Genomic DNA, 13,320 nt, shown 5'->3' on the forward strand with positions numbered 1-13,320 from the left:
GAAGAATTCAGAAGTTAAGGTCGGGATTGTTGCCGGGTCAGGCGTCGCGCTCGGCGGCGAGCTCCTCGACATCCTTGAACTTGATCGACTCGCCGCAGCCGCAGGCGTCCGCGACGTTGGGATTGCGGAACTTGAAGCCCGATTCCAGCAGGCTGATTTCGTAGTCGATCTCGGTGCCGAACAGGAACATCTGCGCCATGGGCGCTATCATCACCCGCGCATCGCCTTGTTCGACAAGCTCGTCATGGGCGTCGATCTCGGTCACGTAATCCATGGTATATTCCATGCCCGCGCAGCCGCCCTTCTTCACGCCGATGCGCAAGCCCTGGTGGCCATCACGCGCCATCAGCTTGGCGATCTGCTTTTCGGCGGCCGGGGTGATCGAGACGGCCTGCTTGCCGGGGATACCGAACATGGGTCACTTCCTTCGTGGTCTGGGTCCAAGGTAAGCGTGCGGGCGACGCGTCTCAAGGGGGCGATTGTCGCGTGCCCGACGAATAAAATACCGTTACCGCGCGGGGTTGCCCTTCACGGTCGTGTGCGCGGGCACATCCCGCGTGACCACCGCGCCCGCGCCGATGATCGCCCCGTCGCCCACGGTGACGCCCGGCAGCACGATGGCGCCACCGCCGATCCACACGTCATCGCCGATGGTGATGGGCGCGCCGTTTTCGAGCATCTTGGCGCGGCTCGGAGCGTCGCGCGGATGGTCCGCGGTCAGCAGTTGCACGTAGGGGCCGATCGCCGCGCGGTGGCCGATGCGGATTTCGCAGACGTCCAGAAAATAGCAGCCATAATTGGCGAAGACATGATCGCCGATATGCAGGTTGAAGCCATAATCCACGTAGAACGGCGCGCGAAGGGCCGGGGCCGCGCCGTAGCTGCCCAGCAGCGCGGCCAGAAGCGGGCCGCGGGCGTCTTCGCCGACGATGGTCTGGTTATAGGCTCTGAGCAGGCTTTGCGCCCGGGTGCGTGCGGCGCTCAGTTCCGGGTCACCGGGATGGTAGAGCGCACCCGCCACCATCCGTTCGCGCATGGTTCGGGCGTCGCCCGTCACATGAAGCCCAGTTCCAGCCGGGCCTCGTCGGACATCATGTCCATGCCCCAGGGCGGCTCCCATGTCAGTTCCACGTCGACATGCTTGACGCCCGGCAGCGGCTCGATCGCCTCGGCCACCCAGCCCGGCATCTCACCCGCGACGGGGCAGCCGGGAGCGGTCAGCGTCATGGTGACGTGGACTTCGTTCTGGTCATTGATCTCGACGGTATAGACCAGCCCCAGATCGTAGATATTCACCGGGATTTCGGGGTCATAGACCGATCGGCACGCTTCGACGACCTGCTCGTGCAGGGGGTGGTCGGTCGAGGAGGGCTTGATCAGGGGGGCGCCTTCCATCTGGGGGGCGTCTGTGCTGCTCATCGCGTCTGGTCCCTTCCAGCGGCTATTTCCGACGAAAGACATAAGGATTTGCCGCGTCCGCGTCCAGCCCCCGGTGGCGTCAGGCGGCCATCTCGTCCACAGCGCCCTTGGGAAGCATCGGTGCGCCGGTTTCGTCCTCGATCTCGCGGGCGGCTTTCAGGATCGCTTCGCGGATGTCGCATTCGGCCTGCCACGCATCGCCCTGGTTCGGAATCGGCGCCTCGAAGCGGACCTGCTTGCCGAACGCATCCTGGCCGGTGACGATCACGCGGCATTCATCCTTCGGCTGCACCCGGTCGTCGCGTTCGGTGATGTCCATGAAGCGCTGGCGCAGCGCGTCGACATCGGCCTCTTGCGCGAGGGTCAGCAGCGAGAACCGGACCGAGCCGCCATCGACCATCGAGTAATTCTCGAACTCTTTCGAGACGAAATAGCTGACCGGCACCACCTTGCGCTGGCCGTTCCAGGTCTTCAGCTGCACGAAGGTGAAGTGGATGCGCTCGACCGTGCAGAACGTGCCGTCGAACTGAAGCTGATCGCCGATGCGGGCCGAGCGGTTGATGGCGATCTGCAGGCTGGCCAGGATATTGCCCAGCACGGTGCGCGCTGCGAAACCCAGGATCAGCGTGATCGCACCGGCCGAGGCGAGAAGCGAAAAGCCGAGGCTGCGGAACACGTTGGCCGAGGCCAGCACGATCCCCGTCCCGATCAGCAAGGCGACCACGATCGCGACCCGACGCCCGGCGGTCATCAGAGTGGCCAGGTTGCGGATCGTGGAATTGTCGGGATCGGCCAGTTTTTCGCTGTCGAAGGTCACGATCCGGTCCAGCGCCGTGTCGATCACCGACAGCGCGAACAAGAGCACCGCCCCGGTATAGCCGATCAGGGTCAGCGGTGTCAGGATCGAGGCGACCAGGCCCGACACCGTGAAGACCTTCAGGGCGGCGACCAGCACCACGGTCGTGACGACCGCGATCGTGATCGGCCAGCGCACGGCGCGCAGCGTCACGCGCTCCCAGTAGCCCTGCTGTTCGTGCGACATGCGGCGGAACGCGTGCCAGGTGACGTATCCCGATATCCAGGCGAGTGCCGCGATGATCGGCAAGCCGACCAGTTCCCACACCTTCAGGCCCAGTATGGTTTCGGCGCGCAGCCAGCCGGGCAGGTTGCGTTCCAGATCGCTGGGCCCGTAGGCGGCGTAGAGGTCGGGGATCTGGCTGACGGTGCGCTGCGAGAAGACCCAGACCGGGTCGCCGCCCTCGGGCCGCACCCGGTTCAGCCGGATCGCCGCCTCGCGGTCGCCATCGTCGAGCACGCCGATGAGGATGGAGCGGCGCGGCTCGCCTGCCATGGCGACGTTGCTGGATTGAACCGCGTTCAGCGCGTCGGGCCGTTCCAGCAGCAAGCGCCATGACAGGACCGCCTGTTGCTTCAGGATCAGGTTCAGCTGTTCGGCCAGGCGCGGACCCAGCACCGGTTGGTCGACCGGATCGAACGCGCTCAGATCCAGGGCGTGGGCCATGGCGGGATCGCCCAGCTCGGCCAGGTCCAGAAACGTCTCGGCGGCCCCCTGGGGTGTGCGCAGATCCACGTAATCGGGGCGCGGCGGCAGGCCCGGGTTCAGCGTCTCTACCGTGAAATAGGTGCCGACGGGGCCGTCGGTGTCGGTCGATTGCGCGGTGAGCGGTCCGGACAGGCAAACCGCCAGGATCGCCGCGAGGATGCGAAGATTGAAGTGTCCCATGCGGAGCAACGACGCGAAGCGCGCGCGGGTTCCCTCAGGCCGATTTCCTGGAGCGGCGGGCCTTGCGGACCGGCACAGGGCGCGCGCGCTTTTCGATCATGTCGTAAAGCATCCCGGCGATGTCCTTGCCGCTTGCCTTTTCGACCCCTTCGAGCCCGGGGGACGAATTCACCTCGAGCACCTTGGGCCCGTCAGCGGCGCGCAGCAGGTCGACGCCGGCCAGCCCCAGGCCGAACGCCTTTGCGGCCCGCTGCGCCGTCTCGCGCTCGGTCTTGGTGATGCGGACGGGGGCCGCCTGTCCGCCCAGGTGCAGGTTCGAGCGGAAATCGCCCGGGGCCCCGGTGCGCTTGATCGACGCCACGACCTTGCCGTCCATGACCAGGCAACGGATATCTTCGCCCGCTGCTTCCTTGACGAATTGCTGCACCAGGAAATTGGCGCTTAGGCCGCGGAACGCGGTGATGACCGATTCTGCCGCCTTCTTGGTCTCGGCCAGGACGACGCCCTTGCCTTGGGTCGATTCCAGCAGCTTCACAATCAACGGCGCGCTGCCCACGAGCTCCATCAGGTTGCCCGTATCCTTGGGCGACGCCGCGAAGGCGGTGGTGGGCATCCCGATCTTCTGTCGCGCGAGCACCTGGTGGGCGTGCAGCTTGTCGCGGCTGGCGGTGATGCCCGCGCTGCCGTTGATGCACCACGTGCCGATGGTTTCGAACTGCCGGATGATGGCGGTGCCGTAGGGCGTGATCGACGCGCCGATGCGCGGGATCACCGCGTCGTAGCGGGGCAGGCGCTTGCCGTCGTAATGGATATCGGGCGCCATGGCGTTCAGCGTCATGTAGCAGCGCAAGGTGTCGATGACCTCGACAGTGTGGCCGCGCTGCTCGCCTTCTTCCACGATACGCCGGGTCGAATAGCTCATGGTTTCGCGGCTGAGCACGGCGATGCGCAGAGCGCGGTCCGGCGCGACCTCGCGCACCTTCGAGGACGAATAGACATCGTAATCCAGCCTGGGCTGGCAGAACGATTCGTTCGGCGACACGATCACGTTCTCGCTGAAGGCCTGGCGGCCGAGCAGCATCCGGTACTGCATCGCGCCGCGGTCGCTGAGGGTCAATTCCACCGGCCATTCGCGCCCATCCACCCGCATCCGCGTCTCGATGACGTAGCGCAGTTCCGCCTCGCCGTTGCTCGACGTCACTTCGCGGCGGTCCACCACCGGGGCCGAGCAGGCGATGGCAAGCTCGGGGCGGCTGGGGATGGGGTGCATGAGAAACCGCACCTTGGGTCTGCTGGCGGCGCCGAAGGGCTCGATATCGGACGCGTGCAGCGCGCTGGTCTTCGCGCCGGTATCCACCTTGGCCTTGAGCGCGGGCAGGCCGAGATCGGGCAGCGACACCCATTCTTCCCATCCCAGTTTCAGCGGCTCAGACATGGACGACCCTCCTGCAGTTGGCCGCGTCTGTGCCACAGGGCGCGGGGCGGTGAAAGGGCTGGCGGGCGGTCGGGCGCTCTGCTTCAGTGTCGCCATGGGCAATCGCGCGATGAAAGAGTTCTGGACGGGCGACGTGGGCGCGCGCTGGGTGCGCATGGCGCCGTTCCTGGACGCAGGCTTCGCGCAAGTGACGCAAATGCTGGTGACGCGCGCCGAACCGCTGTCGGGTCGGTCCGTGCTCGATGTCGGCTGCGGGGCGGGCGCGCTCAGCCGCGCGGTGGCCTGCCAGGCGAAACACGTCACCGGCATCGACATCTCGGCCACGATGCTGGACGCGGCGCGCGCGCAGGCGCCCGCGAATGCCACGTATCTCGAGGCCGACGCGCAGACCGACAGGCCGCCCGGCGCACCGTTCGATGCCATCGTGTCGCAATTCGGCCTGATGTTCTTCGACGACACCGTTTCCGCGCTGGCCAACCTGCGGGATGCCTGCGCCCCCGGTGCGCGCCTGACCTTCGCCACCTGGGCACGGGCCGAGGACAATCCGTGGTTCCACATCCCCCGCGCGCTTGCGGTCCGGGCGACCGGCCCGCTCGACAGCGATCCCGATGCGCCGGGGCCCATGCGGATGCGCGACGTGCCCCGGGTCGAACGCTGGCTTCGCGACGCAGGCTGGCGCGATGTGACGGGCGAGACCCGCGCGCTGGACCTGATCCAGCCTGGCCCCCTGGACCAGGTCGCCTTCTTCGCCACGCAGGTTGGCGGCGCAAGCTCGGTGCTTGCCCATCACCAGGCCGACAAGGCCACCCGCCGCGCCGTCACCGCCGAAATCGCCGCTGCCTTCGCCGCCTACGACCGGAGCGATAGCGTCCACGTGCCTGCCACGGTGAATTTCTTCACCGCCGTCGCCTGACGCGCTCCGGCCTGCATCGCTGGTCCGCAAATCCTCCGGCGACCGGCTACCGCCCCGCGCCACATCGGCCTTTCGCGTGTCCCCGTTTCGGCCTAGACCGCGCGCCATGACGCGCTTCAGCTTCGATCTGCACGCCACCGACGGCGCGGCCCGCACCGGCACAATCACGACGCCCCGCGGCGACATTCGCACGCCCGCCTTCATGCCCGTGGGCACGGCCGGGACCGTGAAGGCCATGCTGCCCGAATCCGTGCGCGCCACCGGCGCCGACATCTTGCTGGGCAACACCTATCACCTGATGCTGCGTCCCACCGCCGAGCGGATTGACCGGCTAGGCGGGCTGCACAAATTCATGAACTGGCAGCGCCCGATCCTGACCGATTCGGGAGGGTTCCAGGTGATGAGCCTGGCGGGCCTGAGGAAGCTCACCGAGCGGGGCGTTACCTTCAAATCCCATATCGACGGCTCGATCCACGATCTGACGCCCGAGCGCAGCATGGAGATCCAGCGCCTGCTGGACAGCGACATCGTCATGTGCTTCGACGAATGTCCCGCGCTGCCCGCGACCGACGACGAGGTGGCGAAATCCATGCGCCTGTCCATGCGATGGGCGCAACGCTCGAAAGACGCGTTCGGCGACCGGCCGGGCCACGCGCTGTTCGGCATCCAGCAAGGCGGCGTCACCGAACACCTGCGCGCGGAATCGGCCGAGGCGCTTAAGTCCATCGGCTTCGACGGCTACGCCGTGGGCGGCCTGGCCGTGGGCGAGGGGCAGGAGGCCATGTTCGGCGTGCTCGACTACGCGCCCGCCATGCTGCCCGCCGACCGGCCGCGCTATCTGATGGGTGTGGGCAAGCCCGACGACATCGTGGGCGCCGTGAAGCGCGGCATCGACATGATGGATTGCGTGCTGCCGTCGCGCTCGGGTCGGACGGGCCAGGCGTTCACGCGGCACGGCGTGGTCAACATCAAGAACGCCCGCCACGCCGACGATCCGCGCCCCCTGGACGAAAACTGCGGCTGTCCCGCCTGCAGCAGCTATTCGCGCGCCTACTTGCACCATGTCTTCCGCGCGCGCGAGATGATCTCGGGGATGCTGCTGACCTGGCACAACCTTCACTATTTCCAGGACATCATGGCAGGCATGCGCGACGCCATAGCGGCCGGTGCTTTCGATGCGTGGGAGGCCGAATTTCACGCCGCGCGCGCCCAAGGAGATATCGCGCCGATCTGACGCAGGCCGCATGCCCCGGCGCCCGGCACGCGAACCGAAACGTGATCGACCCGTGAGCGGGACGCCCGCTTCGTGCAGCCGTCAAAACGCGGAACTCGGGCGCCAGATTGCGGAGATTCTACCCATTGGGCGCTTGCGGGACAGGCTGCGAAAGGTCACAATCGTTGGCATCCCCGACCCGACAGATGGTTGAAGCGGCCCCCGACCGCCCCCAGATATGCCCAGACCGGAGGATGTCTCAGGATCGCCGCCAAGTGGGATCGGACATCCTTGCCAAAAAGGAAAAGTAAATGACCGAGCACTCCTATCCCGTGCTGCCCCTGCGCGATATCGTGGTCTTCCCCCACATGATCGTGCCGCTTTTCGTGGGCCGCGAGAAATCCGTCCGCGCGCTGGAAGACGTCATGGCGGACGACAAGCAGATCCTGCTGGCCAGCCAGATCGATCCCAGCGCGGATGATCCGGACGAGGACGGCATCTATCGCGTCGGCGTGTTGGCCAACGTGCTGCAGCTTCTCAAGCTGCCCGACGGCACCGTGAAGGTGCTGGTTGAGGGCCGCACCCGCGTGAAGATCGAAAACTACATCCCCAACGACAGCTTCTTCGAAGCGAACGCCATCGAGCTGGAAGAATCTCCCGGCGACCCGCAGGTCGTGGAAGCCCTGCTGCGGTCCGTCGGCGAAGAGTTCGAGCGGTACTCGAAGGTCAAGAAGAACATCCCCGAAGAGGCGCTGTCGGCCGTGGGCGAGACCCGCGAGCCCGCGAAGCTGGCCGACCTCGTGGCCGGTCACCTGGGCGTCGAGGTGGAACAGAAGCAAGGCTTGCTGGAAACGCTCGACGTGGGCGAACGGCTCGAGAAGGTCTATGGCATGATGCAGGGCGAAATGTCCGTCCTGCAGGTCGAGAAGAAGATCAAGACCCGCGTCAAAAGCCAGATGGAGCACACCCAGCGCGAGTATTATCTGAACGAGCAGATGAAGGCGATCCAGAAGGAGCTGGGCGATGGCGACGAAGGTTCGGGCGAATTGGCCGAGCTGGAAGCGCGGGTCGCCGAGACCAAGCTGTCGAAGGAAGCGCGCGAGAAGGCCGAGGCCGAGCTGAAGAAGCTCAAGAACATGTCGCCCATGAGCGCCGAGGCCACGGTCGTGCGCAACTACCTGGACTGGATGCTGTCGATCCCGTGGGGCACCAAGAGCCGCGTGAAGAAGGATCTCGATCGTGCCCAGAAGATCCTGGACGACGATCACTACAGCCTTGAGAAGGTGAAGGAACGGATCGTCGAATACCTGGCGGTGCAGCAGCGCAGCAAGAAGCTGAAAGGCCCGATCATGTGCCTTGTCGGCCCTCCGGGTGTGGGCAAGACGTCGCTGGGCAAATCGGTCGCCAAGGCCACCGGGCGTGAATTCATCCGCATCAGCCTGGGCGGCGTGCGCGACGAATCCGAGATCCGCGGCCACCGCCGGACCTATATCGGCTCGATGCCCGGCAAGATCATCCAGGCGCTGAAGAAGGCGAAGACGACGAACCCGCTGATCCTGCTCGACGAGATCGACAAGATGGGCCAGGATTTCCGGGGCGACCCGGCGTCGGCGATGCTGGAAGTGCTCGACCCAGAGCAGAATTCGAGCTTCGTGGATCACTATCTCGAGGTGGAATACGACCTGTCGAACGTGATGTTCCTGACCACGGCGAACTCGTACAACATGCCGGGCCCGCTTCTGGACCGCATGGAGATCATCCCGCTTTCGGGCTACACCGAGGACGAGAAGTCGCAGATCGCCAAGCGTCACCTGCTGGACAAGGTCACCAAGAACCACGGCTTGAAGAAGGGCGAGTTCGAGGTTGCCGACGATGCGCTGACCGCCATCATCCGCACCTATACCCGCGAAGCGGGCGTGCGGAGCCTTGAGCGTGAGCTGGCCAAGCTGGCGCGCAAGGCCGTGACCATGATCGTGCGCAAAGAGACCGAAAAGGTCGTGGTGACCACGGACAATCTGCAGGATTTCCTGGGCGTGCCGAAGCATCGCTACGGCCTAGCCGAGGAAGAAGACCAGATCGGCGTCGTCACCGGGCTGGCCTATACCAGCGTCGGCGGCGAGTTGCTGTCGATCGAGGCGCTGCGCCTGCCGGGCAAGGGTCGGATGAAGACCACCGGCAAGCTGGGCGACGTGATGAAGGAAAGCATCGACGCCGCGTCGAGCTACGTGCGCTCGATCAGCCCGAAGATCGGGGTGAAGCCGCCGAAGTTCGACACGTTGGACATCCACGTCCACGTGCCAGACGGCGCGACGCCCAAGGACGGTCCGTCCGCCGGTCTGGCGATGGTCACCGCGATCGTGTCGGTGCTGACCCAGATCCCGGTGCGCAAGGACATCGCCATGACGGGCGAGGTCACGCTGCGCGGCAATGCGTCGGCCATCGGCGGGCTGAAGGAGAAGCTTCTGGCGGCTCTGAGGGGGGGCATCAAGACGGTGCTGATCCCGAAAGAGAACGAAAAGGACCTGGCCGAGATCCCCGACAACGTGAAGGAGGGTCTGAAGATCATCCCGGTCACGCACGTGTCGGAAGTGCTGGAGCACGCCCTGGTCAAGGCGCCCGAATCCGTCAGCTGGGACGAGGCCGACCAGGAAGCCGCCGACGCGAAGGCGCGGATGGGCGGTGGACAGGACCCGGCCCAGACGGTCACGCACTGATCGAGCGGCTCGGATGAAGTAACGGGGCGCAGCCTGAGAGGGCTGCGCCTTTTTTTGTTCCGGAGATCCGGTCGGCGTCCTGTGCGAGGACCTCCTTCGGACCTTGCTCGCGACAAAAATCGCTTGTTTGGGCATCTGGCCCTGTTCACGGGCGGCATTTGCGGGAAAAATAGGGATACCGGTCCGTCCGGTACGCTCATGGATGAAAAGGCAGCCCGCATGGCCAAGAAGACAAGCAGCCCGATGCCGAAGACCCCTGCGCCCGGCGCGCCGCCCAAGCCCGAGCTTGCGCCGATCCCGGCCGCGCCGCCCCCTGCACTGGTGAAGCCCGCCGAAAAGGTCGCGGCCGGTCCCGAGGTGAAGAAGAAGGACGTGATCGAGCGCGTGATCGCCCAGCTCCCGGACGTCAAGAAGAAGGACGCCAAGCCCGTGATCGAGGCGACGCTGGCGGTCATGGGCCAGGCGCTCAGCGATGGCGAGCAGCTGAACCTGCAACCCTTCGGCAAGCTCCGCGTGCAGCGTCGCAAGGATCTGCCCAACGGCCAGGCGCTGACGCTGAAGCTGCGCCGCTCGTCCCAGGCCCTTGAGGAAACCGAAGGTCTTGCAGACCCCGAAGCGGACAGCTAAACACCGCGTCAACGGGTGATTAGCTCAGTGGTAGAGCGCTTCGTTCACATCGAAGATGTCAGGAGTTCAAATCTCTTATCACCCACCATTTTCGCCGCTCAGGCGGCCGACGGGCACCCATTGCGGTGCCCGTTTTCGTAAGGGGGCGCGATGCCGCATCTTCTGATCACCGGGGGCGCGAAACGCATGGGGGCGGCGGTGGCACGCCATTTCGCGGCGCGCGGCTGGCAGGTCACCGTGAATTACCGCAGCTCGGCGGACGCGGCGCAGGCGCTGGCCGATGAGCTGAACGCCACGCGGCCGTGCTGCGCCATCGTCCAGGGCGACCTGGCCCGGCGCACGGGCATAGATGCGACCTTCGACGGAGCGGTCGCGGCGTTCGGGCCGGTGGATCTGCTGCTGAACAACGCGTCGACCTTCAACAACGACGACATCTTCGGGCTGGACGACGCGACGTTCGACGATCACCTGGCCGTCAACCTGAAGGCCCCGATCTACCTGTCCGAGCGGATGGCGGCGCAGGGCGGCGATGGCGACCGGCTGATCGTCAACATGCTCGACAACAAGCTGTTCGCGCTGAACCCCGATTTCTTCAGCTACACGATCAGCAAGGCCGCCCTTCTGTCCGCGACGCACATGATGGCGCTGCGATTCGACGGCCGACCGCGGGTCTGCGGGATCGCGCCGTCGGTGACGTTGATCTCGGGCAAGCAGAGCCAGGAGAATTTCGAAAAGTCCGCGCGGATCAATCCGCTGGGCCGCAGGGTCTTTCCCGAAGACATCGCGGACTGCGTTCAGTTCATGTGGGATGAAAAGGGCCAGAACGGGCAGGTCACGGCGCTGGATGGCGGTCAGACGCTGCTGGCGCTGCCGCGCGACGTGGCTTTCCTGGTCAAGGAGGGGCGGATTGATGAAGAGCTTTAAGGTCGTCCTGGAAGAGCTTGAGATCAATATGTATCTGGGCATCCACCAGTTCGAGAAGGACGCCATGCAACGGGTATTGGTCAGCGCCGAGATCGATATCGAAGTGGATGCCGTCGATGGCGATCTGTATTTCGACTACGACGCGGTGGCCGATCATATCCGCAGCTTCAACGGCGAGCGCGTCGCCACCCAGGAAGAGCTGACCAGCGCGATCCACGGCTTCATCTCGGGCTTCGACACGGTGCGCCACGCGCGGGTGCATTCGAAAAAACCCGACGTCTATGGCGATTGCAAGGCCGTCGGCATCGTGTTTCAGGGCTGACGCGCGACCGTCCGCGTCACGACGAAGATCAGCGCGGCGCAGCTGACGATGCTGGGCCCCGCGGGCGTGTCGAGATGCAGCGACGCGGCCAGCCCGCCCAAAACCGCCAGCGCGCCCAGCACAGCAGTCCAAAGCACCATCCGCTCGGGCGTGTTCGCCAGGGGGCGTGCGGCGGCGGGGGGCAGCACGAGCATCGCGGCGATCAGCAGCGCGCCGACCACCTTCAGCGCCAGCGCGACGGTCAGGGCAAGGCCCAGCGTCAGCCAAAGCGACTCGCGCACCGGGTCGATCCCCGCCGCGCGCGCCATGTCGGCATCGAGCGTTGCCGTCAGCAGCCGCTGCCAGCGCCACGCAAGGGTCGCAACCACCACCAGCGCGCCGCCCCAAATGACCAGCAGGTCCGCGGGGCGCACCGACAGTATGTCGCCGAACAGAAGCGATTCGAGATCGACGCGCAAAGATGGCAGGAACGACACTGCCACCAGCCCCACCGCCAAGGCTCCGTGCGACAGGACCCCCAGCGCGGTGTCGGCGCTTTGGCCCCGGGACACCAGCCGCAGCATCACCAGCGACAGCGCAAGCGCCGTCAGGATCACCACCGGTGTCACCGGAAGCCCCGCGACCAGGGCCAGGGCCACGCCCAGGATCGCTCCATGCGACGTGGCGTCGCCGAAATAGGCCATCCGCCGCCACACGGTGAAGCAGCCCAAGGGCGCCGCGGCCAGGACCACGCCCAGACCTGCCAGCCCCGCGCGCAGCAGGAAATCGTCCCAGATCACCGATGCGATCCGTGGTCGTGGTCGTGGTCGTGATGGGTGTGGGAATGTTCGTGCTTGTAGAGCGCCAGCGCACCTTGCGTCCCGCTGCCGAACAGTGCGCGGTACTCGGGGGCCGAGGCGACCGTTTCGGGGGCGCCGTGGCAACAGATATGGCCATTCAGGCAGATCACGCGATCCGATGCCGCCATGACCACGTGCAGATCGTGACTGACCATCAGGACGGCACAGCCGCGCGTGTCGCGGATGGCTTCGATCCGGCGATAGAAGGCCGCGGCGCCAGGCTGGTCCAGGCCCGTCGTGGGTTCATCCAGGATCAGCAGATCCGGCGCGTCGAGCAGCGCGCGCGCCAGCAGCAGGCGCTGCAGCTGACCGCCCGACAGGGTCGCGACCGGGCGATCCTGCATACCCGACAGGTCGGCATCGGCCAGCGCCGCTGCGACAGTCTGCGGCGATTGCCTGCGGGGCAGGGACAGGAAGCGCGCGACGTTCATGGGCAGGGTCGCGTCGATGCTCAAACGCTGCGGCACGTATCCGATGCGCAGGTCCGGGTGGCGGGTGACGCGGCCGCTGACCGGGGCCAGCGCCCCCAGGATCGTGCGCATCAGCGTGGTCTTGCCCGAGCCGTTGGGACCAACCACGGTGACGATTTCGCCGCGCCGCAATTCCAGCGACACGTGATCGAGCACTTGCCGCGCGCCTTGCAGCACGTGCACCTGGTCCAGCGTCACAAGGGTCATTCAGCGGCGTCCGCGCAGGCCGGACACAGCCCGACGGCTTCCATCACCACGCCTTCGATGGTGAAACCCTGCTCGCGCGCGGCCTTGTTGAGCGGGCGGGGCGCGTCGGCCTCGGCTACCCGGTCGCAGGCGCGACAGATCAGGAAGGCGGGCAGGTGCGCGTCGCCCGGATGCGCGCAGGCGACATAGGCGTTCAGCTTCTCCAACCGGTGGGCGAAGCCGTTCGACACCAGGAAGTCTAACGCGCGATAGGCGACGGGCGGCGCCTTCGCGCCATCGCCCGCCAGCTGCGCGAGGATGTCATATGCCCCCAGCGCCTTCGGTGCACGCAGAAGAAGGTCCAGCACTTCGCGTCGTGTTGGCGTGAACTGCAGGCCACGTTCGGCGCATAGCGCATCGACCGCGGCTAGCGTGCGGTCGTGGCAGGCGGCGTGGTCGTGGCGATGGAAGGGGTCACAGGACATTTGCGGTTGATATGATATAACATTGCGGG

The 13,320-nt window shown here is 66.1% G+C and carries 14 protein-coding genes and 1 tRNA gene; 7 read left to right on the top strand and 8 right to left on the bottom strand.

The features are described from left to right. Positions 1–37: 37 nt before the first annotated feature. From ILP92_RS12060 to rimK, 5 genes are all read right to left on the bottom strand, one after another. On the bottom strand, positions 38–415 hold the full coding sequence (locus ILP92_RS12060) for a HesB/IscA family protein (protein WP_198916647.1): 378 nt from the start codon (positions 413–415) through the stop codon (positions 38–40). Between the two features lie 93 nt (positions 416–508). Further along, positions 509–1,024, bottom strand: coding sequence for a sugar O-acetyltransferase (locus ILP92_RS12065; RefSeq protein WP_198916746.1), 516 nt, complete (start codon positions 1,022–1,024; stop codon positions 509–511). 29 nt (positions 1,025–1,053) lie between these two features. Then, entirely contained in the window at positions 1,054–1,419 is a 366-nt protein-coding gene (locus tag ILP92_RS12070) for an SUF system Fe-S cluster assembly protein (RefSeq protein ID WP_198916648.1), read from the bottom strand. A gap of 79 nt (positions 1,420–1,498) precedes the next feature. Next, on the bottom strand, positions 1,499–3,163 hold the full coding sequence (locus ILP92_RS12075) for a mechanosensitive ion channel family protein (protein ID WP_198916649.1): 1,665 nt from the start codon (positions 3,161–3,163) through the stop codon (positions 1,499–1,501). 34 nt (positions 3,164–3,197) lie between these two features. After that, a complete protein-coding gene (rimK, locus tag ILP92_RS12080; protein WP_198916650.1) occupies positions 3,198–4,598 on the bottom strand; it encodes a 30S ribosomal protein S6--L-glutamate ligase in 1,401 nt (466 codons plus the stop codon). A gap of 49 nt (positions 4,599–4,647) precedes the next feature. Here rimK and ILP92_RS12085 point away from each other — a divergent pair, with 49 nt between their 5' ends. The 7 genes from ILP92_RS12085 to ILP92_RS12115 all read left to right on the top strand — a co-directional run bounded on the left by ILP92_RS12085 (position 4,648) and on the right by ILP92_RS12115 (position 11,311). Then, a complete protein-coding gene (locus ILP92_RS12085) occupies positions 4,648–5,511 on the top strand; it encodes a class I SAM-dependent methyltransferase (protein ID WP_198916651.1) in 864 nt (287 codons plus the stop codon). A gap of 106 nt (positions 5,512–5,617) precedes the next feature. After that, positions 5,618–6,745 carry a tRNA guanosine(34) transglycosylase Tgt gene (gene tgt / locus ILP92_RS12090; protein WP_198916652.1) on the top strand — a complete coding sequence of 376 codons (1,128 nt, stop codon included), beginning with the start codon at positions 5,618–5,620 and terminating at the stop codon, positions 6,743–6,745. Positions 6,746–7,035: 290 nt separating this feature from the next. After that, on the top strand, positions 7,036–9,438 hold the full coding sequence (gene lon / locus ILP92_RS12095; RefSeq protein ID WP_198916653.1) for an endopeptidase La: 2,403 nt from the start codon (positions 7,036–7,038) through the stop codon (positions 9,436–9,438). Positions 9,439–9,657: 219 nt separating this feature from the next. After that, positions 9,658–10,065, top strand: a complete 408-nt coding sequence (locus ILP92_RS12100; RefSeq protein WP_235971369.1) for an HU family DNA-binding protein — start codon at positions 9,658–9,660, stop codon at positions 10,063–10,065. A gap of 13 nt (positions 10,066–10,078) precedes the next feature. Then, positions 10,079–10,153, top strand: a tRNA-Val gene (locus tag ILP92_RS12105). A gap of 62 nt (positions 10,154–10,215) precedes the next feature. Then, the gene (locus ILP92_RS12110; RefSeq protein ID WP_198916654.1) at positions 10,216–10,989 is read left to right on the top strand and encodes an SDR family oxidoreductase; all 774 of its coding nucleotides are present in this window, start codon (positions 10,216–10,218) and stop codon (positions 10,987–10,989) included. Next, positions 10,976–11,311, top strand: a complete 336-nt coding sequence (locus ILP92_RS12115; RefSeq protein WP_198916655.1) for a dihydroneopterin aldolase — start codon at positions 10,976–10,978, stop codon at positions 11,309–11,311. The genes ILP92_RS12110 and ILP92_RS12115 overlap by 14 nt, the downstream gene beginning before the upstream one ends. Here ILP92_RS12115 and ILP92_RS12120 read toward each other — a convergent pair. Genes ILP92_RS12120 through ILP92_RS12130 form a run of 3 tightly spaced genes read right to left on the bottom strand, consistent with a single transcriptional unit; the run spans position 11,302 to position 13,291 of the window. Then, a complete protein-coding gene (locus tag ILP92_RS12120; protein WP_198916748.1) occupies positions 11,302–12,087 on the bottom strand; it encodes a metal ABC transporter permease in 786 nt (261 codons plus the stop codon). The genes ILP92_RS12115 and ILP92_RS12120 overlap by 10 nt on opposite strands. Next, positions 12,087–12,827: an ATP-binding cassette domain-containing protein gene (locus tag ILP92_RS12125; RefSeq protein WP_198916656.1), complete on the bottom strand. Its 741-nt coding sequence runs from the start codon at positions 12,825–12,827 to the stop codon at positions 12,087–12,089. Before ILP92_RS12125 ends, ILP92_RS12120 begins: the two co-directional genes overlap by 1 nt. After that, positions 12,824–13,291: a helix-turn-helix domain-containing protein gene (locus ILP92_RS12130; protein WP_198916657.1), complete on the bottom strand. Its 468-nt coding sequence runs from the start codon at positions 13,289–13,291 to the stop codon at positions 12,824–12,826. The genes ILP92_RS12125 and ILP92_RS12130 overlap by 4 nt, the downstream gene beginning before the upstream one ends. Between the last annotated feature and the right edge of the window lie 29 nt (positions 13,292–13,320).

The sequence above is a fragment of the Palleronia pontilimi genome (genome assembly GCF_016412875.1).
GTDB lineage: Bacteria > Pseudomonadota > Alphaproteobacteria > Rhodobacterales > Rhodobacteraceae > Palleronia > Palleronia pontilimi.